General features: G+C 43.8%; 26 protein-coding genes. 12 read left to right on the top strand and 14 right to left on the bottom strand.

Features of this window, described 5'->3' with window-relative positions; genetic code table 11:
* Window positions 1–69: 69 nt before the first annotated feature.
* On the bottom strand, window positions 70–2,007 hold the full coding sequence (gene acs, locus AB1Y31_01890; protein MEW4981917.1) for an acetate--CoA ligase: 1,938 nt from the start codon (window positions 2,005–2,007) through the stop codon (window positions 70–72).
* 66 nt (window positions 2,008–2,073) lie between these two features.
* Complete coding sequence (gene phbB / locus AB1Y31_01885) at window positions 2,074–2,811, bottom strand: acetoacetyl-CoA reductase (protein MEW4981916.1); 738 nt, start codon at window positions 2,809–2,811, stop codon at window positions 2,074–2,076.
* Window positions 2,812–3,099: 288 nt separating this feature from the next.
* Here phbB and AB1Y31_01880 point away from each other — a divergent pair, with 288 nt between their 5' ends.
* The 3 genes from AB1Y31_01880 to AB1Y31_01870 are packed head-to-tail and all read left to right on the top strand — an operon-like array spanning window position 3,100 to window position 4,245.
* Complete coding sequence (locus AB1Y31_01880; GenBank protein MEW4981915.1) at window positions 3,100–3,399, top strand: hypothetical protein; 300 nt, start codon at window positions 3,100–3,102, stop codon at window positions 3,397–3,399.
* 22 nt (window positions 3,400–3,421) lie between these two features.
* On the top strand, window positions 3,422–3,826 hold the full coding sequence (queD, locus tag AB1Y31_01875) for a 6-carboxytetrahydropterin synthase QueD (protein ID MEW4981914.1): 405 nt from the start codon (window positions 3,422–3,424) through the stop codon (window positions 3,824–3,826).
* The gene (locus AB1Y31_01870) at window positions 3,826–4,245 is read left to right on the top strand and encodes a DUF1249 domain-containing protein (GenBank protein MEW4981913.1); all 420 of its coding nucleotides are present in this window, start codon (window positions 3,826–3,828) and stop codon (window positions 4,243–4,245) included. The genes queD and AB1Y31_01870 overlap by 1 nt, the downstream gene beginning before the upstream one ends.
* Here AB1Y31_01870 and AB1Y31_01865 read toward each other — a convergent pair.
* Window positions 4,235–5,584 carry a sodium:alanine symporter family protein gene (locus tag AB1Y31_01865; GenBank protein MEW4981912.1) on the bottom strand — a complete coding sequence of 450 codons (1,350 nt, stop codon included), beginning with the start codon at window positions 5,582–5,584 and terminating at the stop codon, window positions 4,235–4,237. The genes AB1Y31_01870 and AB1Y31_01865 overlap by 11 nt on opposite strands.
* A 116-nt stretch (window positions 5,585–5,700) precedes the next feature.
* On the opposite strand from AB1Y31_01865, the gene AB1Y31_01860 reads away from it, so the two are divergent.
* Genes AB1Y31_01860 through AB1Y31_01845 form a run of 4 tightly spaced genes read left to right on the top strand, consistent with a single transcriptional unit; the run spans window position 5,701 to window position 8,621 of the window.
* Window positions 5,701–5,928, top strand: a complete 228-nt coding sequence (locus AB1Y31_01860) for a CDGSH iron-sulfur domain-containing protein (GenBank protein MEW4981911.1) — start codon at window positions 5,701–5,703, stop codon at window positions 5,926–5,928.
* A 14-nt stretch (window positions 5,929–5,942) separates the two neighbouring features.
* On the top strand, window positions 5,943–6,458 hold the full coding sequence (locus AB1Y31_01855) for a YecA family protein (protein ID MEW4981910.1): 516 nt from the start codon (window positions 5,943–5,945) through the stop codon (window positions 6,456–6,458).
* Between the two features lie 7 nt (window positions 6,459–6,465).
* Window positions 6,466–7,407 carry a DUF1853 family protein gene (locus AB1Y31_01850; protein MEW4981909.1) on the top strand — a complete coding sequence of 314 codons (942 nt, stop codon included), beginning with the start codon at window positions 6,466–6,468 and terminating at the stop codon, window positions 7,405–7,407.
* Window positions 7,408–7,430: 23 nt separating this feature from the next.
* Window positions 7,431–8,621: a TraB/GumN family protein gene (locus tag AB1Y31_01845; GenBank protein ID MEW4981908.1), complete on the top strand. Its 1,191-nt coding sequence runs from the start codon at window positions 7,431–7,433 to the stop codon at window positions 8,619–8,621.
* Here AB1Y31_01845 and plsB read toward each other — a convergent pair.
* Complete coding sequence (plsB, locus tag AB1Y31_01840) at window positions 8,614–11,025, bottom strand: glycerol-3-phosphate 1-O-acyltransferase PlsB (GenBank protein ID MEW4981907.1); 2,412 nt, start codon at window positions 11,023–11,025, stop codon at window positions 8,614–8,616. The two genes, AB1Y31_01845 and plsB, sit on opposite strands and share 8 nt — an antisense overlap.
* Window positions 11,025–11,891 (bottom strand): tRNA 2-thiocytidine(32) synthetase TtcA, encoded by an 867-nt coding sequence (gene ttcA / locus AB1Y31_01835; GenBank protein ID MEW4981906.1) that lies wholly within the window; start codon window positions 11,889–11,891, stop codon window positions 11,025–11,027. The genes plsB and ttcA overlap by 1 nt, the downstream gene beginning before the upstream one ends.
* 98 nt (window positions 11,892–11,989) lie before the next feature.
* Between ttcA and AB1Y31_01830 the strand changes: the two genes are divergently transcribed.
* Together AB1Y31_01830 and ung are read left to right on the top strand one after the other, a co-directional pair.
* A complete protein-coding gene (locus tag AB1Y31_01830) occupies window positions 11,990–13,039 on the top strand; it encodes an ADP-ribosylglycohydrolase family protein (protein MEW4981905.1) in 1,050 nt (349 codons plus the stop codon).
* Between the two features lie 4 nt (window positions 13,040–13,043).
* Window positions 13,044–13,736 carry a uracil-DNA glycosylase gene (gene ung / locus AB1Y31_01825; GenBank protein ID MEW4981904.1) on the top strand — a complete coding sequence of 231 codons (693 nt, stop codon included), beginning with the start codon at window positions 13,044–13,046 and terminating at the stop codon, window positions 13,734–13,736.
* Here the strand turns inward: ung and msrA are convergent.
* Window positions 13,723–14,358, bottom strand: coding sequence for a peptide-methionine (S)-S-oxide reductase MsrA (gene msrA / locus AB1Y31_01820; GenBank protein ID MEW4981903.1), 636 nt, complete (start codon window positions 14,356–14,358; stop codon window positions 13,723–13,725). The genes ung and msrA overlap by 14 nt on opposite strands.
* A 221-nt stretch (window positions 14,359–14,579) precedes the next feature.
* Between msrA and hslO the strand changes: the two genes are divergently transcribed.
* Together hslO and AB1Y31_01810 are read left to right on the top strand one after the other, a co-directional pair.
* Window positions 14,580–15,449: an Hsp33 family molecular chaperone HslO gene (hslO, locus tag AB1Y31_01815; protein ID MEW4981902.1), complete on the top strand. Its 870-nt coding sequence runs from the start codon at window positions 14,580–14,582 to the stop codon at window positions 15,447–15,449.
* Window positions 15,450–15,556: 107 nt separating this feature from the next.
* Window positions 15,557–16,000: a group 1 truncated hemoglobin gene (locus AB1Y31_01810; protein ID MEW4981901.1), complete on the top strand. Its 444-nt coding sequence runs from the start codon at window positions 15,557–15,559 to the stop codon at window positions 15,998–16,000.
* A gap of 19 nt (window positions 16,001–16,019) precedes the next feature.
* On the opposite strand, the gene trxC is transcribed toward AB1Y31_01810, so the two are convergent.
* The 8 genes from trxC to AB1Y31_01770 all read right to left on the bottom strand — a co-directional run bounded on the left by trxC (window position 16,020) and on the right by AB1Y31_01770 (window position 21,522).
* Window positions 16,020–16,454 carry a thioredoxin TrxC gene (gene trxC / locus AB1Y31_01805; GenBank protein ID MEW4981900.1) on the bottom strand — a complete coding sequence of 145 codons (435 nt, stop codon included), beginning with the start codon at window positions 16,452–16,454 and terminating at the stop codon, window positions 16,020–16,022.
* Window positions 16,455–16,510: 56 nt separating this feature from the next.
* Entirely contained in the window at window positions 16,511–16,753 is a 243-nt protein-coding gene (locus AB1Y31_01800; protein ID MEW4981899.1) for a GIY-YIG nuclease family protein, read from the bottom strand.
* Entirely contained in the window at window positions 16,750–17,262 is a 513-nt protein-coding gene (locus AB1Y31_01795; GenBank protein MEW4981898.1) for a SprT-like domain-containing protein, read from the bottom strand. The genes AB1Y31_01800 and AB1Y31_01795 overlap by 4 nt, the downstream gene beginning before the upstream one ends.
* A complete protein-coding gene (locus AB1Y31_01790) occupies window positions 17,259–18,053 on the bottom strand; it encodes a division plane positioning ATPase MipZ (protein MEW4981897.1) in 795 nt (264 codons plus the stop codon). Before AB1Y31_01790 ends, AB1Y31_01795 begins: the two co-directional genes overlap by 4 nt.
* Window positions 18,054–18,108: 55 nt before the next feature.
* A complete protein-coding gene (gene fabV, locus AB1Y31_01785; protein MEW4981896.1) occupies window positions 18,109–19,308 on the bottom strand; it encodes an enoyl-ACP reductase FabV in 1,200 nt (399 codons plus the stop codon).
* Between the two features lie 172 nt (window positions 19,309–19,480).
* Complete coding sequence (locus AB1Y31_01780) at window positions 19,481–20,398, bottom strand: DMT family transporter (GenBank protein ID MEW4981895.1); 918 nt, start codon at window positions 20,396–20,398, stop codon at window positions 19,481–19,483.
* A gap of 68 nt (window positions 20,399–20,466) precedes the next feature.
* Window positions 20,467–20,985, bottom strand: coding sequence for a DUF1043 family protein (locus tag AB1Y31_01775; GenBank protein MEW4981894.1), 519 nt, complete (start codon window positions 20,983–20,985; stop codon window positions 20,467–20,469).
* Complete coding sequence (locus AB1Y31_01770; protein MEW4981893.1) at window positions 20,986–21,522, bottom strand: hypothetical protein; 537 nt, start codon at window positions 21,520–21,522, stop codon at window positions 20,986–20,988.
* A 170-nt stretch (window positions 21,523–21,692) separates the two neighbouring features.
* Here AB1Y31_01770 and AB1Y31_01765 point away from each other — a divergent pair, with 170 nt between their 5' ends.
* Window positions 21,693–23,504: an ABC transporter ATP-binding protein gene (locus AB1Y31_01765; protein MEW4981892.1), complete on the top strand. Its 1,812-nt coding sequence runs from the start codon at window positions 21,693–21,695 to the stop codon at window positions 23,502–23,504.
* The last annotated feature ends 141 nt before the right edge of the window (window positions 23,505–23,645 follow it).

The following is a 23,645-nucleotide window of genomic DNA, read 5'->3' as shown; positions in this document are numbered from 1 at the left end:
CCCATTATTTTTCTTATCATAAAAAAAACCCGCTTTAAAGCGGGCTTTTTTATGTCTAACGTTGACGCCTTATTCAGGGCGATTTGCGATAAGCTCATCGACAACTGATGGGTCCGCTAATGTTGACGTATCCCCTAATTCATCGATTAAGTTTTCAGAAATTTTACGTAAAATCCTGCGCATGATTTTACCTGACCGCGTTTTAGGCAAGCCTGGCGCCCACTGAATGACATCCGGCGATGCAATCGGTCCAATCTCTTTACGCACGTGTGCCACTAGCGCTTTACGTAGTTCATCTGTAGCTTCTACACCATCCATCAGCGTAACAAATGAATAAATCCCTTGACCCTTTATATCGTGCGGATAACCAATAACAGCCGCTTCAGCAACCGCCGGATGAAGCACTAACGCACTTTCAACTTCTGCTGTACCCATACGATGACCAGAAACGTTAATCACATCATCAACACGGCCTGTTATCCAATAGTCCCCATCTTCATCACGACGCGCACCGTCTCCCGGGAAATACATACCGGGGTAATTTGCAAAATACGCATCAATATACCGTTGATGATCACCATGCAAGGTTCTAAATATTCCAGGCCATGGCTTTTTAATGACCAAAATGCCTTCTGCAGGATTTCCTATTACTTCCTTACCGTCGTTATCAACTAGCCCAAACTCCACGCCAAAGAACGGTTGCATTGCAGAACCTGGTTTTAAATCAGTTGCACCAGGCAGCGGTGTCATTAGAATCCCGCCTGTTTCAGTTTGCCACCACGTATCGACAATCGGGCAACGACTGCCCCCAACTGTGTGGTAATACCACTCCCATGCTTCAGGGTTAATAGGCTCACCGACACTCCCTAAGATGCGTAATGAGCTCAAATCACAGGCTTTGACATAATCATCACCTTTTGCCATTAAGGCGCGAATCGCCGTTGGCGCGGTATAAAAGATATTCACTTTATGTTTCTCAACAACCTTCCAAAAGCGCGACGCATCAGGATAAGTTGGCACCCCTTCAAACATTAAGGTCTGAGCACCATTCGTTAACGGGCCATAAACGATATACGAATGACCTGTCACCCAACCGACGTCAGCGGTACACCAATAAATATCACCGTCATGATAATCAAAGATATATTTATGCGACATCGCAGCGTGTAATAAATAACCACCCGTTGTGTGGACAACGCCTTTAGGTTTACCCGTTGAACCAGACGTGTACAAAATAAATAACGGATCTTCTGAGTCCATTTCTTCTGCAGGGCAATCACCCGATGCGTTCTCAAGCAAGTCGTGATACCAAACATCACGGCCTTCCGTCCAGCCGATATTGCCACCTGTCCGTTTCACAACAACCACCGACTTAACCAACGGGCAATTCTCTAACGCCTTATCGGCATTAGCTTTGAGAGGGACGGCCTTACCACCGCGTACACTTTCATCCGTGACGATAATGACGGCTGCTTCAGAATCGATAATTCGATCCTTTAGTGCGTCAGGAGAAAAGCCACCAAAAACAATTAAATGCACTGCGCCAATTCTAGCGCAAGCGAGCATCGCTATAGCCGCTTCAGCAACCATCGGCATATAAATACAAACACGGTCACCTTTTTTCACACCTTCGGCTTTCAAACCATTAGCAAACCGACATACTTCGGCGTGAAGTTCTTTATAGGTATACGTTTTATCCACTTCGGGGTCATCGCTTTCCCAAATAATCGCCGGCTGATCACCACGTGTTTCCAGATGACGGTCTAAGCAATTAACACTGACATTTAACTTGCCACCTTCAAACCACTTAACTTCACCCTTTGGAAAATCATATTCGACCGTTGTCTCCCACTCTTTAGACCACGTTAAAAACTCTCTAGCTTTTTCATTCCAGAAGCCTTCAGTATCTTCAATCGAACGCTTATATTCAGCTTCATACCGTTCTTTATTGATATGTGCATGTGCAGCGACCTCGCTGGGCACCTTGTATATGTGACTTTCTGACATTTTTATCCTTTTCCCCTATATGTTTTTTTTATAAAAAGGGCAGCGAATTCACTGCCCTTGCAATTTTTAATGCATGAACAAACCGCCATTCATACTCAAGTCAGAGCCCGTTGTATAAGCCGCTAGATCACTCGCTAAAAATGAGATGCCATGAGCAATTTCTTCAGGTTTACATAAACGGCCCGTTGGAATGCCGTTTTCAATCTTTTTGCGAACATCTTCAGCAATGGCCATCACCATCGGTGTTGCAACATAACCTGGAGATATTGTATTAACGGTAACGCCTTTACGTGCCGTTTCACGCGCTAAGGCTTTGGTGAAACCGTGCATGCCGGCTTTAGCAGCAGAATAATTAACTTGTCCCATTTGACCCAACTGGCCATTGACAGAAGAGACATTGATGATACGACCAAAGCCACGATCAATCATCCCTTCAAAGATTTGACGCGCCATATTGAACACACTATTCAAATTCGTATCAATAACTGCATCCCAACGCTCAATTGGCATTTTTTTAAACATACCATCCTTAGTAATACCTGCATTATTAACCAAAATATCAATAGGGCCCACATTCTCTTCAACCCATTCGATTGCAGCACCACATGCTTCAAAGTCAGTGACTGGGCAATGAACGATTTCAATATCAAACCCCGCTTCCTTTTGAGTAATTTGCCACGCCTTTGCTTTTTCTTTATTGTTATATCCGGCAACCACCTTATAACCGTCTTGCACAAAACGCTGACATACTGCTTCACCAATACCGCCTGTACCACCTGTTACTAACGCAACTCGTTGACTCATCTGCTTCCCCTCAGAATTAAATTTTGATACCTAGATAAGCTCCCTTACACCCAAATCACTTAACAGCTATCTAGGTCGTTATAGCCCATCAACTTGAATGAACCACCCCGATACTGCCAAAATCCCCATTGATTTACAAGTAAAATTATCTGTGACAAAGATTTTGCTTTCATACGTTTCTCAGTATAGGGAAGAAGACTTTTGTTATTTATTAATCCGCTGTTACTTTTTTCAAGTTTTAGGCTAAACTGAATTTACTTTTAACCAATTAAGGCTGGGGTTTTAAATATGCTTGAATCATCAAATCATCGTAAGTTCGCGCGGATGAATGCTGAATGTGATATGGAGTTCACCCACCCTGGCACTGGTTCAAAAGGTACCGCTAACAGCATCAACTTAAGCGCTGCTGGTATTCTTTTTAGAACCAAGGAAAAACTGACTCAAGGCTGTTCCTTAGAAATTATGGTAAAACCTGTCAACCCAATCACACCACCTCTCAATGCACTTATAGAGGTTATTCGCGTCATCCCAGTTGACAGCGGCGAATATGAAGTAGCCGCTACCATCGAAGGCATTAAAGGCGCTTAACGCTTAACACATAGGATAAAATTTGTACCGCATCACCAAAAAACTAAGCTTTTGTTATGGCCATCGCCTCATGAACCACCCTGGCAAATGCCGTCATCTGCATGGTCATTCTGCCCGTGTTGCCATTACCTTGGAGTCAGCAGAACTTAATGAACAAGGAATGGTTTGCGATTTCTCCGACCTTAAGCAATTTGTCGGCAAATGGATTAGTGAAACGCTGGATCACAATATGCTTTTACACAAAAATGATCCCGTGCTACCCCTCCTACAAGAAGCCGGAGAACGTTTAATGGTTGTAGACGAACACCCTACAGCAGAATTTCTGGCCAAACTCATTTATGACTATGTGGCAAAAGGGGGCTTCCCTGTCACAAACGTTTCTGTCTGGGAGACCGATAGCGCGAACGCTAGTTACTCAACAAATTAATGTTACATACCGTAAGGCCGATTAATAAATCTTTCTGCCTACAAATGCTTTGTGAAGAAAACTACCTGAAACTGTTTAGGCTTATCCCTAATATTCAACGAAATGACTTCAGTAGCACGGCCATTCATTCTGACGTTCTAGCAATAGGCCCTTTTACTTATACCGTTTATTTGCACCAAGTAACTCTTAACGCGGAACCACCACAACCCCGTTTCAAGTGCCGTATTTACTTAGACACAAAGTCGGTTGAGGTGATCAGTATCGACGGGCATATGATGCAGGATCAACAGCAAACCGCATCGCCAAAAGACACCTTAAATAAGAAATGGGCGTTAAATTATTTTTTTGAAAAGTGGCTCATGTTTCAACAAGGTTTATCCAGTACCGAAGAGCTTCACCCACAAGCCATTAACGCTTAAATTCAGCGCTTGGCTTTTTGCTGAGTTTAAAAACAACTGGGCTAAGCAACAACAGAGCAATCAAATTTGGGATCGCCATCAAGCCATTTAATACGTCAGCCAGCAGCCATAAGAAATCTAAGTTCATTACTGCGCCCACAGGGATCGCCAGCACCCATACAATTCGGTACCAACGAATCACACCCACACCTAGAATATATTCGGCACATCGCTCGCCGTAATAACTCCAGCCCAATAAAGTTGTCAGCGCAAAAATAGCCAAGCCGAAGCTCACAACATACTCACCATAACCCGGCAAGCCCATACTAAACGCATGAGCAGACAAGGATGCACCGGTTTCTCCACTGGTCCAGCTGCCCGTTAAAATAATAACCAGCGCGGTCATCGTACACACAATAATGGTATCAATGAATGTACCCAGCATTGCAATCTTACCTTGCTGCACCGGGTTGTTCGTTTTTGCCGCCGCATGAGCGATCGGCGCTGTTCCAAGTCCCGCTTCATTAGAAAAGACACCGCGTGCCACACCAAAACGAATCGCCGCCATCAGTCCTGCTCCAGCGAAACCACCCGCGGCGGCTGTTCCTGTAAAGGCGTCATTAACAATCAATAAAAGAGCCGTTGGTACAGAGTCTAAGCGTTGAATAATAACAATGCCGGCACCCATAACGTAGGCGACCCCCATAAACGGCACCAGTTTAGATGCCACATGGCCAATGCGCTTAATACCACCAACCAATACCGCATAAACGACAACAGCCATGACAAGCCCCGTTTGCCATTTTGGCACGCCTAAGGTGCTACTCAATACATCAGCAACAGAATTCGCTTGAATGGTATTTCCGATACCAAATGCTGCAATGGCGCCAAATAAAGAAAACAAAAAACCCAGCCATTGCCAATGCTTACCCAATCCATTTTTAATGTAATACATCGGACCGCCAACATAAGCACCCTTCTCATCAACTTCTCTATAGTTGACGGCCAACACGGCTTCCGCATATTTAGTCGCCATACCCACAAATGCCGTCAGCCACATCCAAAAGATAGCGCCTGGACCACCTAAAAAGATCGCCGTTGCCACACCGGCAATATTACCCGTGCCAATCGTGGCGGCTAACGACGTCATCAAGGCGTTAAAGGGGCTAATTTCCCCATCCGCCAAATCGTTACTCGTACGGCCCCGCCACATCAATTTGAACGCCGCGGGTAATTGTCGAATCGGCAGGAAGAACAAGCCCAGCATTAAGTAAACGCCCGTTCCAAGCAGCAACGCTAAAATAACGGGGCCCCAAACAAAACTACTGATTGAGTTAAGCAGTTGTGTTAATGTTTCCATACGTTTTTTGTCATCTATAGTGAAGTTTGGTAGAACACCCAAAGGGCTTTACCCTCTCTTGTATTATTACAGCTTAAACGTATTCAATCCATTCATTCACTTAAGAGATAGACATTATGTACAGCCAGCAATACCCGTACTGCATTACCGTAAAAAAGGGTGAAGAGGTCTACATCTGTCAATGTGGCAAAACACAAGACGCCCCTCACTGTGATGGTAGCCATAAACAAACTGACGGCATTCGGCCGTTAATTTACAGGCCCCAAAAAGACGAATCCCTCACAATCTGCGGCTGCGGCAATTCCGCCAATATGCCATGGTGTGACGGCACCCATAACAAATAAAATTCAATCACAATATGTCAACCTCTACAGACCTTTTAAGTCACTTCTTTGATTCTGACGAACTAACAGAAGATGCCATGTACTTCCTTGAAATGCATGGATTTTTAACCAGTTTAGTTGTTCAAGCAGGCTCTTCAACACAGGAACAAATCCTGGCTGAAATATTAGCTGACAATGTCGCTAGCCCCTCTGTTTCATCAGCCATTTTCGACTTGCAAAAAGACATTGAACAGGCCTTATTAAACGGCGATTTTCCAAACCCTAGTGATGCTGAGGATGACGAAGACTCCCTCACCCTTTGGGCGTCTGGTTTTATGCAAGGTGTCTTCAGTCAAGAAAAAGCATGGTTCGAAACTCATCCAGAAGAAGTTGCAGAGCTCACGCTACCGATTCTCAGTTGTTCCGAGTTATTGGAAGATGATCTGGGTGATATCAGCCTAAATGATGAGCTACTCGACGACATGGCCGATAAAATTCCAGATTGCGTCATTGATTTATACCTATTGTTTAATAGCCCAGAAAACGTGTAATTCAGCCTTGCCTACAACGTGCTTCTTACAACATCCGTACGTCAGAGATCTCGCCTGGGTTATTGCTAACCCACCCATTATCCAAGGAACCCAGCAAGCTCAAAATTGGACTAGCGCAGCTGATTGGGCGCGATCTTATCAGCATTTTCAGCAACAACTAGACGCGCTAAACGAAGACCCCACCGAGTTGGTTGGCTTATTAGAACAACAGCATGACCATCGTTTAGGACATCGCTTTGAAACCTTACTCACTTATTGGTTTCGCCATAGTGGCCGATACAATATTTTAGCTCAGAGCCTGCAGATACAAGATTCCAGCAGAACCATTGGTGAGTTTGATTTTATTGTGCAAGACAACTTAAATAATAAGGTTCAGCACTGGGAAGTATCTTGTAAATTTTACTTAGGTATAGGAGACACCGCTCAAACTCATCATTGGGTCGGCCCGATGTTAAAAGACCGCTTAGACATCAAATACAAAACGATGCAAACACGCCAAAGCCAATTGTCCTCGCACCCTGCGGCACAACATAAGCTTAAGCAACTAAACATTACCATTGACGAGCATATTTGCTTGATGAAGGGTCGGCTATTTCACCCCCTCGGACTATCAAATCATTGTTACCCTGGGCTTGTTTCAAACTTACATCAGCGTGGAGAATGGGCGCGGCCAGATGACTTTTGGCAACACTTTAAGTCATCAAACCTTCAGTGGCAGCCTTTAGAAAAGGACCAATGGCTAGCTCCCCAGCACTATTCATCGAATAACAGCTATTACTCCACTGAGGAGATCCTTCAATATTTTGCCAATAGGCTACACTCTTTACCCTTATGCTTAGCTGGTTTCTCAGCGGAGAAACAAACAGACCAAGAAAGTAAACGTGTCTTTTTGGTCGCAAAAGGCTGGGCGAAAGATTTAAACATCACCGATAATACCGTTAATCATTAACACACTACAAATAGAGAATTGCCTTGAACAACGATGTCGACCAACCCATAGAAACCCTTATCATTAACGACTGTCAGGTTACGTTACTGGGCACGGCGCACGTCTCGAAAGCGAGTGTCGATGCTGTCGAAACGCTGATTTCAACAAACGATTACGATGCCGTCGCGATTGAGCTTTGCCCCAGCCGATACAATGCATTAATCGACCCCGATAGCCTCGCTCAAATGGATCTATTTAATGTCATTAAGAGCGGCAAAGCCAGTATGGTCACCGCCAGCTTAGCCCTAGGTGCCTTCCAACAAAAAATGGCTGATGAACTAGGCATTGAACCTGGCGCTGAAATGAAAGTAGCCGCCGAATTGGCAATCCAGTCTCATAAACCCGTGTTATTGATTGATCGCGAAGTTGGCATCACCCTCAAGCGTGTGTACCGTAATGTACCTTGGTGGAAACGCATAGAGCTTTTTTCCGGCTTGCTTGCCAGCGTCATGTTTTCAGAAAAAGTCAGCGAAGAAGATATTGAAAAGCTAAAAGAAGGCGATGTGTTAGACGCCACTTTTTCCCAATTTGCTGAATCCTCCAGTGAAATTTATACGCCTTTGGTCAATGAGCGAGACCAATATATGGCTCACCGTATATCTGATGATGCAAATTCCGGCAAATATAAAAGCATATTGGTTGTTATTGGTGCCGGTCACTTAAAAGGCATTAAAACGTATATTAACTCGCAACTTCAGGGTACAAAAAGCATTGAAGAACTGGAAAGCATTCCCGCCGCCAGCCGATGGCCAAAAATTATTCCATGGATTATTGTCGGGCTAATTTTGACAGGCTTTAGTATCGGCTTTAACCGAGCACCTGAACTAGGTTGGCAACTCGTCGCCGAATGGGTTGTCATTAACGGCGGTCTGTCCGCGATAGGCGCTTTATTAGCGAACGCCCACCCACTCACCATTATCATTGCGTTTTTAGCCGCGCCTCTCACCTCGCTTAACCCAACCGTTGGCGCTGGCATGGTCACCGCTGCAACCGAAGCATGGCTAAGAAAACCACGCGTAGGTGACTTTTCAACACTAAAATATGACACCGTGAACATTGGCGGTTGGTGGAAAAACCGAGTCTCTCGTACCTTATTGGTGTTCTTGTTTAGTACCGTTGGCTCCGCCGCCGGTACTTACATCGCTGGGTTTAGGATTTTCGAACAGCTCAGTTAACAGAAGACTCAATCAGTTGATGAAGGTTTTTGCGTACCTGCTGGCTCATCACTAGGCCAGCATCATCTATGATTGAGTCAAGCACAGCACCATAGGTCAATTTCCCTTTGTCGTTGGCCCAAATAATTCCTTCGTTATAAAGCATTTCAATAAAGCCCTTAAATAACACCTTATCGAAAAATTCTGGTGAGTTTAAACCATTCAGCGTTGATAGCTTTTCAGCGGCGCCGCCACAAGCTTTTTCCAATTCAAACCGCGTGAACGCACCCTCTCCTTTTTGCTTTAAAAGCAGTACCGTTAAATAAAAACGCTCTAAACTGAGCAGCACGCCACGAGACAAATGCGCTATCGTTTGTTGTTGGCCGTTGTTCACAGACAAGGTATCAGATGATTGATTAAGCAAGCCTTGATCAACCAGACAGCTAATCACTTTGTTGGCGCTATAACTGACCTGTCTATTACTCCAATACATTGAAAGCTCATCTTTCAAAAATGGGTACAGCAACCTAAACCAATGCACCACTTGCTTCTTCCTCAACGATGGATGACTTAAGAAACAACACGCAATAAATGAGGGCAACACGAACAAATGCACAACATTGTTTCTAAAGTAGGTCAGCAGTACGGCATCACTGCCTTCTACAAATAGCCGCTCAGCGCCGTCATTCGACTCTCTTTTTAAAATGCCGAATTGTTCACCATAGGCGATCGTTTGCACCGAATTTAACTCGACCTGTGTCACCTCTTTAGAATAGGGAGCTGCTTCTAATAGCGCTAAATACACGTCCAATTGCTTTATTAAAGCCGCCTCACTCATCGATTGCTCCGGCGCATTTAACAACGCCATCGCCAATAAGCCCATTGCGTTGACGTGTGTCGCTTCATTGATGCCAGACATAATCTGCGAGCCCAACTTAGTGACGACCTTATTAACTAGCTCTTTATTATCGGCGCACTCTTCACGCCGCCATTGTGGGTACTCAGCATCAATCAACTTATCCAAATAAATGGGCGAACCAAAGTTCACGTGCACTTGTCCAAAGTGATCCTTCAGTGCCTTAAATGACCTTAATACCCCCATCACCGACTCAGTTTTCTTTGGCTTACCACTCAACTCGTTAACGTAAGTTTCACCTTCAACCAGTTTTTCATAAGCGAAATTAACGGGCAGAAAAACAACTGAACGTTTGTGGTTTCTAAGATAACTTCGTACGCTCATTGCTAATAAACCGGGCTTTGCTTTCAGCTTACGTCCAGTACGACTACGCCCACCCTCCACAAAGTACTCTACTGCGGTACCAGTACTGGCTAAATGCCCCATATAGGCTTCAAACACGGCACCATAGACAACGTTACCCTTGAATGTCCGACGTAAAAAAAACGCACCACAGCGCCTAATCCAAGGGCCTGCGATCGGTATGTTCAAATTGACACCGGCAGCCACATGGGGCGGCGCAAGACCTCGTGTAAACAAGGCGTAAGACAAGACTAAATAGTCCATGTGACTTTGATGACTCGGCACATAAATTATTTGATGTTTGCGTGACAAACGCTCCACTCGTGCAAAGTGATGGAGCACAATACCGTCGTATAACTTGTTCCATAGCCAGCCTAAGATCTTCTCCAAAACAATAGCCGCACGAATGTTGATCACCGCAGCAATTTCAATGGCATAGGCTTTTGCCTGTTTTTCCGCCTCCAGTTTAGACACCTTATTTCGCTTCATTTCGCGCTGGATGGCTAATTGAACAAGGTCCGTTTTTATTAAGTCTTCAGCCAGTTTTTTTGACGATAACTGGTCTGGCCCGATCGTCATTAAACGTGTTCTAGCAAAATGAACGCGTAATACTCGAGTTAACTTTCTCGTTAAAAACTGTGTGCCTTGCTCATCTGAGCTTAATTGTTTTAGAGAAACAGGCTCACCAAACCTTAGGAGTGTAGAACGTCCATTGAATAGTATGGATAACGCGCGGGAAAATACGTTTGATTTACCCCCTTCATCCGTAAACAAACTACCCCAAAAACTGTCTGTCTTTCGAGGCCCACGGCCCCAAAAAATAGAGACTGGAACAATCAGAATATCTTCATCTGATGATTCAGCCGCGTCAATTAATCGAGCCAAACGCTTTGGCGCTGCGAACCCTTTACGATCCTTTAGACTTTCCAATGCAAACAAGGCATAGGGCTCAACGGCCGCTCCGGCCTCAATACCATCGGAAGGCAAGGGCAGGTTCAGGTCTCTACACGCTTGCTCTAAAACGATCTGTTTTGCACAGGCATCGCTAAAAGTCACGTAACACACTTTCTTATTTTTAAGCGTGTCGAACCACTCATCATCTTTTGGTAAAACCTTAGCCTTTACCCAAAAAGACAACAACCAGCGCAATAAAAATGAGCCGACCATTACTGTTTATTCGTCTGCATGGCTGGAAAAATAATGGGTTGATATTGAGTCACTTTCTCATCCTGAGCTTCTACCGCTTGCGTTAAATTTTCGAAATCAAACATCTGCCTGTCTAATAATTGCGACGGTTTTATATTTTTCAAGCTATTGAAAATACTTTCCACGCGCCCCGGAAATTCCTTATCCCATTGTTTCAGCATATTTTTCATCTGTACACGTTGTAAGTTTTCTTGGCTGCCGCACAGGTTGCAGGGAATAATTGGATAAGCTTTGAGACCGGCAAACTCAGCGATGTCTTTTTCTCTCGAATACGACAACGGGCGAATCACAATGTGCTTACCGTTATCACTTTTTAACTTTGCCGGCATTGCCTTTAATTGCCCACCATGAAACATATTCAGAAAAAACGTTTCTATGATGTCATCACGGTGGTGCCCTAAGGCAATTTTGTTAAAGCCATGCTCCTCTGCATAGGCATACAATGCGCCGCGGCGCATTCTTGAGCATAAGCCACAGGTTGTTTTCCCCTCGGGCACAACACGGGTGACGACGCTATAGGTATCCTGCTCAATCACGTGATACGGCACATCAATTGATTGCAAGTATTCAGGCAGAATATGCTCTGGAAATCCCGGCTGCTTTTGATCTAAATTCACCGCTAACAATTCAAAATCGACCGGTGCACTATTGCGTAAATTTATCAAAATATCCAACATGGTGTAGGAGTCTTTGCCCCCTGATAAACACACCATAATTCGATCACCGTCTTCGACCATATTATAGTCAGCAATCGCCTGCCCCATTTCACGCCGTAAACGTTTTTGAAGCTTGTTAAATCTAGTTCTAGTTTTATCTACGCTATTCATCCATTCATTTTAACAGAGAACGTTAGCCCGCTTTAAGTAGATGCATGGCTGCTTGCAAAATGCTATAACAACAAGAAAATAGAACATAGGCAGTACACATGGCTAACACCACTATTCAAGAACGCGCCGCTGGTGCCATTATGGGCGCCTATATCGGAGACGCCTTAGGCTTAGGCCCACATTGGTATTACGACCTTGATGAACAGCGGCAACAATACGGCGACTGGATAGACGACTACACCGACCCTCAACCAGACCGTTATCACGGCGGTATGAAAGCGGGGCAACAGTCTCAATCTGGCTTGATCTTAAACATGCTGATCGACTCTACGCTGGCACATCAAGACTATGATGAGACCGACTTTTGTCATCGTTTAGATACTGAATTATTCCCACTATTAGACGGTACGCCTAACGTCGGCCCGGGCGGTTTTACCAGTCAATCTATTCGTGAGGCGTGGGCACTGCGTACCCAACAAAATAAACCATGGGGAGAGTTAGCCGGTTTCACCGACAACACAGAAGCTGCCGAAAGAACCCTTGCCCTTGCCGTTCGTTACGCAACAGAACCAACCAAACTAGCGAAGGCGGTGTCTAGCAACACACTGTTAACGCAATGTGATGAAACCATTAACGCCATGACTGTTGCCTACGGCGCGGTGCTAGGCATGTTAGTACAAGGTCAGCCGTTAGACGAAGAATTGTCAGGCAAGTTAATGCAATTAGTCGGCAACCAAGAACTACCGTTTCACGCCATGAGCATACCCGGAAGCAAACCGTCTAGCGCTGGCACGTTTGCCTCACCTGATGCACTATTATCGCCTTCAAGCATTGCGCGTGCAGCGCATGAGGATTTAATCCAGCCCGCTTGGAAAGTATCCATTGTTTATGGCATGCCCTGCGCTGTTTATCACCAATTCCCAGCCTGTTATTACCTCGCTGCGCGTTATTCAGATGACTTTGAATCCGCCGTGTTACACGCCATTAATGGTGGCGGGCAAAACATGGCCCGCGCCATGCTCACCGGCGCACTGGTCGGCGCACAAGTGGGTATCCACGGCATACCACAGCGTTTTATTGATGGCTTAGAACAGTCAGAAGAATTATTAGTACGCGCACAAAATCTAGCCTCACACATCAGCGCTTAACGCTATGCCCTTATCAAACGCGAACAGTTGGAAACCGTTTTTAGACGACGAACTCGATAAACCCTATATGCTGACGCTAAAAGAGTTTTTACGGCTTGAAAAAAATGACCACAAAGTTATTTATCCCCACTCGTCAAACTGGTTTCACGCGCTTGAATTAACGCCATTAGAAAACGTTAACGTGGTCATTTTAGGTCAGGATCCTTATCATCAACACCACCAAGCGCACGGCCTATGTTTCTCTGTGCAGCCCGATGTGAAAATACCACCATCACTGCGTAATATTTACAAAGAATTACAAGCCGATTTAGATATTCCAATGGCCCTACACGGCTGTTTAGAAAGCTGGGCAAAACAAGGCGTCTTATTGCTCAATAGCGTATTAACGGTTGAATACAACACACCCAACGCTCATAAAAACAAAGGCTGGGAGACTTTTACCGATAAGGTTATCCAAACCGTTGCCGAACAAAACGAACACGTGGTGTTTTTACTGTGGGGAAGTTATGCACAAAAAAAAGGCGGCTTCATAGACAGCCAGCGGCACCTCGTTTTAAAGGCACCACACCCATCACCGTTGTCGGCACACCGTGGATTTTTAGGCTGTGAGCATTTCAGCCAAACCAATCAATATTTAGAGCGGCACGGCAAACAGCCTATTCACTGGGAGTTACCTAAACTCGCTAGCCCAGTATAACGCCCGTTCCACCTAAGCCGCAGTATCCACCGGGGTTCTTAGCTAAATATTGTTGATGGTAATGCTCTGCATAATAAAAGGTAGGCAGCGGCAAAATTTCAGTCGTAATAGCGCCGTAACCCGCGTCATTTAAACGTTGCTGAAAAGTATCGCGTGTTTGCCGTGCCGATTCAGCTTCGCCTTCTGACGCATAGTAAATACCCGAACGATACTGCGTACCCGCATCATTCCCTTGGCGCATACCTTGCGTTGGGTTATGCGACTCCCAGAACACCGTGAGTAACGAGGCATATGAAGTAATGGCCGGGTTATACACCACCAGTACAACCTCGTTATGCGCCGTTTGCCCAGAACATACCTCTTCATACGTTGGATTAGGTGTATAGCCTGCAGCGTAGCCTACCGCTGTTGAATACACGCCATCCAGTAACCAAAATTTACGCTCAGCACCCCAAAAACACCCTAGGCCAAACACCGCTGTTTTATAGCCCTCAGGGAATGGTGCAACTAAGCTATGATCGCGATAAACAAAATGCGCACTGGGTACTCGCATAGCCTCAGCACGCCCCACTAACGCTTGATCTTTTGTTGGCAAAGCAGATTTATCATTAAACATAAGCATTAATTTTACCTTATAAATTAGGGTCCTGCCTAAAGCTCTTGAAGGCGCACCTGTTTTTAAGGCCCGTGCACCCACTCAGCTAGCCTAGCTAAGTGATAAATATTCCTTTATTTTGCAATACAAAAGAAACAAACTCCCGCACGGCAGTGGTAACTTAATCTGTCATAATATAGCCCCTCCTTACACCCCTGCGTGTCAATAACTTTAGAAGCCTTGGAATAATGACCACTAACAAAGACCACCTCTCTCGTTTTCTCTTTGAAGAACTGGGCGTGCGCGGTGAAATTGTGTCGTTAGATGCAAGCTTTCAAGCCGCCTTAGCACTACACCAATACCCAGCCGTTGTTGCCGAACAATTAGGGCAAGTGCTTGCGGCCTCTGTCTTGTTATCCGCCACCTTAAAGTTTGATGGCTCGTTGATCCTGCAAATCCAAGGTGACGGCCCTATCAGCATGCTAGTTGCTCAGTCTAGTAATCAACAAACTGTGCGTGGTTTAGCGCTTTGGGACGGCGAAGTTGAAACTGGAAATTTGGCCTCTTTATTTGGTGATGGCCGACTGGTACTCACCATTAAGCCAACAAAAGGTAAAGCCTACCAAGGAATCGTTAGTTTAGAAGGTGATTCATTATCTGATGCGCTCGAGTCTTACTTCGCACAATCGGAACAACTTAAAACACGGCTTTGGTTTGCGGTTAATGCTGATAAAGCGGTAGGTTTGTTAGTTCAAGAATTACCTGCGCGTGCTGGCCAACAAGCCGATTGGCAACGCATAGAAATGTTAGCTGATACCATTACCGATAATGAATTATTAAACTTACCAAGCAATGATGTGATTCACCGCCTTTTTCACGAAGAATCTATTAGGTTGTATCAACCACAAACCGTTATTTTTAAGTGCGATTGCTCTAGGGAAAAAGTGGAAGCTGGATTACTCACAGTAGGACAGGCGGAATTATTATCCCTCATTAAAGAAAAGGGTTCGGTTGAAACGCATTGTGATTTCTGCAATAAGCACTATCATTTTGATGCCGTGGATATTGAGCAGTTGTTTAGTGATGGAAAAACAGGTGGCTCTCAAGTACGCCATTAATACGCATTTTTTCGATAAAAATGAGTACCGATACCTAGGGGCTTTAATTTATCTTAACGACACCTTCATTCAGAAATGAAAAACCTTAAGCTACTTAATTTTTCTATATGTCCGTGATAGACAAAACACTCTTTAAACGTATTGGCGGTTTAGAGACACTACAAAAAGTGCATAGAATTTTTTATGACAAGGCATACTCTCATGAGTGGTTAAAGCTGTATTTCACAGATAAGCCTCAAACGCTGCTTGAAGACCAGCAAACAGACTTTATGGCCCAGCTGATTGGCGGCCCTAAAAGGTATGCTGGAAAAACACCAAGAATGGCCCACCAACATATTCATATTACTGAAGACTTATTTACATTACGCCAACGCTTGCTAAAAGAATCTTTAGAAGAATTTGGACTGGCTGAACATTTGCTCAAGGAATGGTTAATGGCCGATACTGCCCTAAAGCGTGCTATTACTAAAGACAGTGTTGAGCAATGCACCCAAGCTTACCCTAACCAAGAGATATTGAGCTTTCCAAAACCCAAGGACATAAATCTATAAGCCTAATTGCTTGCTAGCATTAAAGATAAGGCTTTAACCATTGCTCAAACTGAGATAAATTCATAACACCGGCTTGCCTAGCCACTTCTTTACCGTTTTTCATCACCAACAACGTCGGAATACTTCTAATTTGAAAGCGAGCCGCTAAGCGCTGTTCTTTTTCAGTGTCTAACTTGGCAAACCGTGCTTTTGGCTCTAGCTTTTTTATTGCCTGATCAAATGTAGGTGCGAATGATTTACACGGGCCACACCAACTAGCCCAGCAGTCAACCACTACCGGAATATCACTTTGCTCAAAATACCTCTGTGCATTTGCCGCTTTTAAGGTCACATATTTTCCAGCAAATAACTTTTTCTTACATTTGCCACAGGTTCCACCGGCATTTAGTTTATCGCTGGGTAATTTATTAACTGCATCACAGTTCACACAGACAACCTTTATTGAATCTGACATGGTTTTAATTCTAATTCCTTATTGATGCTTTAAATATGGAGGTTAAATCACGAAATTCAACGCATAATTAATTGCTGCTTTTGCGCCCTCGTTAATTTCTTTATCTGCGCCTCCCGTACACTGGCGCGACTTCTATTATCAGCGACTTCCGTATACACAAATTTAACGGGGCTTCGGCCGTTAAAGTATTTCGCCCCCGTACCGCAAGAATGCTGCTGAAAACGCCGCTCTAAATCGGTCGTGATGCCGGTGTATAAACTATTATCACTCGCCTCGATAATGTAAACGAACCAGCTCATACCGCCTTGAGAAGATCCCCGCAATCTCGACAGTAATAGTCTGTTTTTCGTTGGGTCACCTTATTATGTCTTCGAATACCCAATTGATGTGCCTGACAGCTACACCGGTACGGTATTGTTGAGTACTGTCGTTTTGGAATACCCGTTAAGTCATACCGCGCCGTTCGACTCGCATCCGCCCCGAACTGCGCCATAATTGAGCGCCATTCAAGCCCGTGTGGACGGACCACTTTTTTACTATATTGCATACCTGCAATATAGTGCGCCACCTCATGTGGCACAGTATCTCTAACATTCTCTTCAAAATATTTTGAAAATATTAATTCGTTATAACGAATAACTTTTTTATTCTTCCATTGTTTATACATTCCAATGGTGTGCCCGGTTAAGTCAAACTGAACAGGAATGAGTGGATAATTTGCTTGAAAAAGCTGATTAGCTAGCCTAATAAACTTACTTGTCTCATCAACAACTATTTTTTTCTGTGTTTGACTTAATGCCTCGCTCATTCAAACAAATTCAGGTTGTCTACTAACGAGCGAACTTCCTGCCGAGCAGCTACGTGAGACAAACTATTCGCCTTTTCAAGATCCAAAATTGTTAGACCACTCGGAAACAATTCTTTGTAGATAGATCGCTCGTATAAACCCGGCACATAACGAAACATAATCCGTTTTTGCAGTGCTTCGAGTGCATCATGCACACGTTTATTATTTCGTGAGCCAAGTGAAGCTAATCGCGTACGCACCACAACCCAATCCATCGGCGGCCGACCACTTGCTGATCGAAACTTCCGGCTTTCCCAAACCATTTCTGTATAAAAACTAAGTTTTTTTACTTGGAAATCTGATGCTGATATTTCACCCAACAAATCTAAATCAATGAAACTATCATTCAATGGGGTCACTAGCGTATCGGCAAGCGCATGTGCCAAGCGCGACAGGTAGGTGTCATTGCCAGGGCAATCAATAACAATAAAATCCATCTCTTTGTTGAACGCATCTAAGCCTGCTTGCAGGTTTTTTTGATCCTCAATTTCCCTATCTTTTACCAAACTTGCATGGGATTGCTTAACAACTTTGAAATCGGGCATAGCAACGTTAGCGCCGCCATTAGCCATAAAAGTTTGCCTATTTTGTAAATATCGAGCAACGCTTTTTTGCCGTGAATCTAAGTCGATCACCGCTACTTTTTTACCAACCTCAAGCAGACCGACAACGATATGCATAGCCAACGTTGACTTCCCTGTCCCTCCTTTCTCATTGCCTAACACAATGATGTGCGCGTCTCTTTTATCCATAAAAAATATTTGCCTGCTCAACCAAGCATTTTACGTTAATGTTTAAATACCGTTACTAAAGAGTTTCTAAATCAAACTCTACCAATGGATTGACATCGTCATCATAATTAACGGACGCTAATTCAAAACCAAATAAGTTAAGGAACTCTTCCTTATAACTCGCGTAATCGGTTAGTTCGAACAAGTTTTCTGTTGTAACAGCTGGCCAAATATCGACACACTGTTGTTGAACATCATCGCGTAATTCCCAATCATCTAAACGTAAACGATTGGCATCGTCTAAGTTCTGTTCGGCCCCGCCATTAAATAACTGCGTTCTAAACAGGCGATTTATTTGCTCGATACAGCCTTCGTGAATACCCGCTTCCTTCATCACCTTAAATACCATTGAAATATAAAGTGGCATAACAGGAATGGCAGAACTAGCTTGTGTCACAACAGATTTTAAGACCGCTACATTAGCCCCTCCATTTGATCCTTTCAGTTTGCTATCAATGGCTTTTGCGGCTCGGTCTAAATCCATTTTTGCTTTACCCAAAGCACCATCCCAATAGATAGGCCAGGTAATTGAGGTTCCAATATAGCTATAGGCAACAGACTGACAGCCTTCTGAAAGCACATCGGCATCAATAAGTGCATTCATCCAAAGCTCCCAGTCTTCTCCGCCCATAACGGTGACGGTGTCTTTAACCTCTTGCTCTGTAGCCGGTTCCACTTCTGCTTCAATAATAATGTCTTTATTAGTATCAATCGCAGTCGAACGATATGTTTCCCCTATGGGCTTTAAACATGAACGAACCAAGTCATCCGTACCTGGGACTTTACGAACTGGCGAGGCCAGTGAGTAAACAACTAGATCCACTTGGCCAAGATCTTCTTTTATTAAATCTATTGTTTTTTGTTTTGCTTCATTTGAAAAAGCATCGCCATTAACATGCTTAGCATATAAACCTGCTTTTTTCGCCTCAGCATCGAATGCAGCAGTGTTGTACCAACCAGCAGAGCCCGTCTTTTTTTCTGTACTTGGTTTTTCAAAAAACACACCAATTGTTGCAGCCCCCGAACCAAACGCCGCGGTAACTCGAGAAGCCATGCCATAACCACTCGATGAACCAATAATGAGCACTTTCTTAGGGCCACCATCCACAGCGCCTTGCTGTTGCGTAATTCTAATTTGCTCTTTTACATTCTCGGCACAGCCGACAGGGTGCGCTGTTGTACAGATAAAGCCACGAGTCTTTGGTTTAATGATCATATGGTTACCAGTTGGTTAATCAAGTTTAAAGCTATATTTTAAAGGGATAATGTAATATTTTATAGCGCTCAATGAATCATTTTGTCAGCTGACAAGCAAAGATTTTTACAACAAGTTGCTGACTGGCTGAGCTGGCGCGATATTAAGAAATATTCTGGGTCTTGGTTACGGCTCAACCCGTAGAGCGTTTAAATAAACCTTGTATTAAGGTCCAGCGAATAATGATAACGGCGGCAAAAATAAGCACGCAACCTATTAAGTCATTTCCTGACAAGCTTTCAGCAAACCATGCCGCTGCTAACAGTGCCGTCCAAATCGGCTCGACAACCATAATGACTACTCCATGGCTGGCCATTGATAGACTCTGTGCATAGGTTTGCATAAAAAAACGTAACGCCGTTGCTATAAAGGCACTCGCTAACACCCAAGCAAGCAAGTTAGTTGAAAAGTTTTCTGCCGCAGATAACCAACTTTCCATTGCAAAAGATACAAAAGCTACTGACACGCCCACCGTCAACAGTGAAATGGTCGTTAATGGCAACGCAGGAACTTTCTCATTAGCACCAGCGCCTTCATGGTGATTTGCTGCTCGAGAATTCAACACAAAAAACAGGGCTAAAAAAAGTGCCGACAAAATAAATAAAAGCTGCCCTTTTTGCACCTCAAAACCTTCTGTTAGTGTCAGATAGCCCAGCCCCAACAAGGCTACGGGCATAGAGCTCCATGTACTAATGGGCACCTTTTCATTAAAAAAAATATTCGCAATAATCGGTGAAAAGATAACCGCTGAACTCATTATAAAGCTTCCAACGCTTATACTGACACCTGTATACAAGCCCATGATCCAAAAGCACATTCCAATGGCGAATATACTCCCGACCAACATAGCTTGTTTATATTGATTCCAACTCAAAGCCCGAAATTGGCCAAAGCCGACTGCCAATAGTAATAAACCAGCCAGCAAAAAACGCGAGCTGATAAACAAAAAAGGCGGCATTTGCAAGACAGCCTCTTTTGAAAGCACCCAGCCAACAGCCCCTAATATAGTGACGAGTATCAACCAAATATCGGCTTTTGCAGCGTTAGACAAACTCAACCACCCCTTTTCCTTACAGCCTAAAAATCACTAGCAATAAGCCTGTCATTACTGAATAAAGTTCAACTACCCTTTTTACTTGCCTGACTTTTTATTTCTTTTGCAAGGTCAGCGGGCATCTCCACTTCACTTGCAAGTGGTACTTCATCGTCATCCTTTATTGAGGCTTCATTTGATCGTTCAACAGCTTCAGCTATATCGCTATCAAGCGGCTCACTGCCTTCCACTGATTCATTTGAAACCTCGGACTGCAATTGCTCAGCAACTTCAATTTCAGCAGATGATGTGGCAAGCAAAGCCGTTTCTTCTAAATCAATTTGGATTGCTTTTGCCTCCTCAGAACATAATTCACCAGCACCAGAAGCTATATGACGATAAACATCACGATATTGGTTGGTTAAGCCTTTAAACAACACGGCCGTATTAACAAAGTGATCATCCACTTGTTTACGGTATTTCTCGTGTTTAGTTTCTAACTCCTTTAACTTTGATGCGCTCTCATTTCCTTTATTAAAGAATAGCGACAAACCAAAACCCAATACCAGCCCGATAACCAAACCCAACATTAAATCGATACCCATTTAACTAAACCCCTCCACAGGCCCACCAATTTTACTTAAAACAGAGCCCGCCACTTCAGAAATCAATATCAGTGTAATCATCATAGTAATAACTTCTGTTTTCGAACGCTCTGATGATTCTTTCATCGCATAAAACCAGACCCAATACTGCCAAACGATCACCCCCCACAGTGGTAGCGAGTAGAGAATAGCCATCACCACATCAGCATCTTGCTCCGTCTGCCGTATCATCGTAGAGAGTGGCAACTTGACGATTTCCGTCAGTAATGAGGCGAAAATAATAACAACTAACGTCGATTTAAAATAAGAGCCCGCGTCAACAGATCGAATCCACACATACAATATCCCAGCAACAACCACTAACTTTATGCTGCTGGCCACGAACATTCTTATAAGTTCATTACCTGGTGATAAACTTAATGCGTAACCTTGCACGCCAACAAACATAGTAGCCAAAAGTAAAATAACCCATACAGGACTCTCAAAATTCTGTGGTTTTGATTTAAATGATGCAATTTGCAGTAGGTGGGTAAACATTAAAATTTCTCCTTAATATTGGTTCTTATTCTATCTCACTCGCTGTGCAAGCATAGCAAAAATCAAACGCTTTTCAGCTTCCAGGCAATTGACCATTAATGGCACAACATAGTTCACTCATGATCATTTAAAATATTTCATATGATTTTTAAAACATCTGTTTAGGCCTTATGTTATCAAGTCGAGCAAAACACAATACCTCTCACTCTGCCTACCGCTGGCAGACTTTGTTAGAGATGGCGAAAAAACATAGACGCTCCTTAATTAAAGCCAATATCATTGCTATGTTAGCGGTTCTAGCGAGTGTACCTGTCCCTCTTTTAATGCCCTTATTAGTTGACGAGGTACTACTAAATCAACCAGCTATTGCCATTCAAGCTATCCAAGCAATATCTCCCCTAGCTTGGCATGGTCCTGTCCTCTATATTTGCGCCTTACTGCTATTAACGCTGTTATTACGCGGCATATCTCTTAGTTTTAACGTTATTCAAACGCGCTTATTCACCCTCACCGCTAAGGATATTACTTTTCAAATTCGTAAAAACATATTGCACCGCTTGCAATATATTTCTATGGCCGATTTTGAGACGGTTGGAAGTGGCACCGTTGCCAGTCATTTTATTACCGACATTGAAACCATCGATCAATTCATCGGTAGTACGACCAGCAAACTACTGGTCGCCATTTTGACCGTTATTGGAACCTCCGCCGTGTTACTTTGGATGCACTGGCAGTTGGCACTTTTTATTCTTTTCCTTAACCCGGCTGTGATCTATTTCACCACCATATTTGCTAAACGCGTTAAACACTTAAAAGCTAATGAAAATTTAGCCTTTGAGGACTTCCAGCAATCATTAACCGAAACGCTAGACGCAATTGGAGAAATTCGCGCTAATAATAGAAGCAAACATTACACGGCTTTGTTAACGGAAAAAGCGAGCACCATCAAAACGCGTGCTAGTAGTTACTCATGGAAAAGTGATACCGCAAACCGATTGAGTTTTATGGTTTTCTTATTCGGTTTTGATGTTTTCCGCGCTATTGCGATGTTTATGGTGGTTTATTCAGATTTAAGCATTGGTCAGATGTTTGCCGTTTTTGGTTATCTGTGGTTTATGATGGGCCCCGTACAAGAAATACTCAGTGTTCAACTAAGCTTTTTCTCCGCTAAAGCAGCGCTTGGACGAATCAATTCACTCATTGCTTTAAACGATGAGCCCCGTTATCCGCATCAAGTGAACCCGTTCAGTAAAAAGAACACCGTCTCTATTCAAATGGAAAACATACATTTTTCATACGGCGGCCAATCGGACGTTCTTAATGGTGTTACGCTTAACATCAAAGCTGGCGAACAAATTGCCTTAGTCGGCGCTAGTGGTGGCGGCAAATCCACGCTAGTCCAAGCCTTGCTCGGCTTATACCCCATCAGTCAAGGTATGATCTACTTTGATAATATACCCATCAATAAAATTGGTTTTGATACCGTGCGAGACAACGTCTCAACGGTTCTTCAACACCCCGTATTATTTAATAGTTCGGTACGCGACAACTTATGCATGGGACGAATATTGGGTGATGACGAGTTGTGGAACGCACTCGCTATCGCTCAACTAAAAACAACTATCGAGGAAATGCCAAAACAGCTTGATACGCTTGTAGGACGTCAGGGTGTGAGGTTATCTGGTGGGCAGCGTCAACGACTGGCTGTTGCACGGATGGTTCTCAGCAAGCCTAAGGTGGTCATTTTAGATGAAGCCACTTCAGCACTCGATAGCGAAACCGAATTTCAGTTACACAAGGCCATGAAAAAGTTTTTACACGGTCGAACCACCATTATAATCGCGCATCGATTAAGTGCCGTAAAGCAGGCTAATCATGTCTATGTTTTTGAAGATGGCATGATTAGCGAACAAGGCAGTCACGACAGTCTAATTGAACAGCAAGGCCTGTACGCAAAGCTATATGGAGAAAGGCAGCATTAGAAAACCACCTTCTCTATTGAGCCGCTTTTAGTTTTTTGAACCTAGATAGGTGATAAAAAGAGCTTGCCCGTCATTTTGTGTCACTGTCGGTTAAACGACGTATCTGATGACTTATATTAAAATGTACTATCGCGGTATCTC

This window comes from Cycloclasticus sp. (assembly GCA_040743155.1).
GTDB lineage: Bacteria > Pseudomonadota > Gammaproteobacteria > Methylococcales > Cycloclasticaceae > Cycloclasticus.
Note: the sequence above shows the minus strand (reverse complement) of the source record. Positions and strands in the feature narration are given on the sequence as shown.

Excerpts from the sequence above, each read along its gene's own strand:
- acs (MEW4981917.1), bottom strand. The coding sequence starts at position 2,007 with ATGTCAGAAAGTCACATATACAAGGTGCCCAGCGAGGTCGCTGCACAT.
- phbB (MEW4981916.1), bottom strand. The coding sequence starts at position 2,811 with ATGAGTCAACGAGTTGCGTTAGTAACAGGTGGTACAGGCGGTATTGGT.
- AB1Y31_01880 (MEW4981915.1), top strand. The coding sequence starts at position 3,100 with ATGCTTGAATCATCAAATCATCGTAAGTTCGCGCGGATGAATGCTGAA.
- AB1Y31_01870 (MEW4981913.1), top strand. The coding sequence starts at position 3,826 with ATGTTACATACCGTAAGGCCGATTAATAAATCTTTCTGCCTACAAATG.
- AB1Y31_01865 (MEW4981912.1), bottom strand. The coding sequence starts at position 5,584 with ATGGAAACATTAACACAACTGCTTAACTCAATCAGTAGTTTTGTTTGG.
- AB1Y31_01860 (MEW4981911.1), top strand. The coding sequence starts at position 5,701 with ATGTACAGCCAGCAATACCCGTACTGCATTACCGTAAAAAAGGGTGAA.
- AB1Y31_01855 (MEW4981910.1), top strand. The coding sequence starts at position 5,943 with ATGTCAACCTCTACAGACCTTTTAAGTCACTTCTTTGATTCTGACGAA.
- plsB (MEW4981907.1), bottom strand. The coding sequence starts at position 11,025 with ATGGTCGGCTCATTTTTATTGCGCTGGTTGTTGTCTTTTTGGGTAAAG.
- ttcA (MEW4981906.1), bottom strand. The coding sequence starts at position 11,891 with ATGAATAGCGTAGATAAAACTAGAACTAGATTTAACAAGCTTCAAAAA.
- AB1Y31_01830 (MEW4981905.1), top strand. The coding sequence starts at position 11,990 with ATGGCTAACACCACTATTCAAGAACGCGCCGCTGGTGCCATTATGGGC.
- ung (MEW4981904.1), top strand. The coding sequence starts at position 13,044 with ATGCCCTTATCAAACGCGAACAGTTGGAAACCGTTTTTAGACGACGAA.
- msrA (MEW4981903.1), bottom strand. The coding sequence starts at position 14,358 with ATGCTTATGTTTAATGATAAATCTGCTTTGCCAACAAAAGATCAAGCG.
- hslO (MEW4981902.1), top strand. The coding sequence starts at position 14,580 with ATGACCACTAACAAAGACCACCTCTCTCGTTTTCTCTTTGAAGAACTG.
- AB1Y31_01810 (MEW4981901.1), top strand. The coding sequence starts at position 15,557 with ATGTCCGTGATAGACAAAACACTCTTTAAACGTATTGGCGGTTTAGAG.
- trxC (MEW4981900.1), bottom strand. The coding sequence starts at position 16,454 with ATGTCAGATTCAATAAAGGTTGTCTGTGTGAACTGTGATGCAGTTAAT.
- AB1Y31_01800 (MEW4981899.1), bottom strand. The coding sequence starts at position 16,753 with ATGAGCTGGTTCGTTTACATTATCGAGGCGAGTGATAATAGTTTATAC.
- AB1Y31_01795 (MEW4981898.1), bottom strand. The coding sequence starts at position 17,262 with ATGAGCGAGGCATTAAGTCAAACACAGAAAAAAATAGTTGTTGATGAG.
- AB1Y31_01790 (MEW4981897.1), bottom strand. The coding sequence starts at position 18,053 with ATGGATAAAAGAGACGCGCACATCATTGTGTTAGGCAATGAGAAAGGA.
- fabV (MEW4981896.1), bottom strand. The coding sequence starts at position 19,308 with ATGATCATTAAACCAAAGACTCGTGGCTTTATCTGTACAACAGCGCAC.
- AB1Y31_01775 (MEW4981894.1), bottom strand. The coding sequence starts at position 20,985 with ATGGGTATCGATTTAATGTTGGGTTTGGTTATCGGGCTGGTATTGGGT.
- AB1Y31_01770 (MEW4981893.1), bottom strand. The coding sequence starts at position 21,522 with ATGTTTACCCACCTACTGCAAATTGCATCATTTAAATCAAAACCACAG.
- AB1Y31_01765 (MEW4981892.1), top strand. The coding sequence starts at position 21,693 with ATGTTATCAAGTCGAGCAAAACACAATACCTCTCACTCTGCCTACCGC.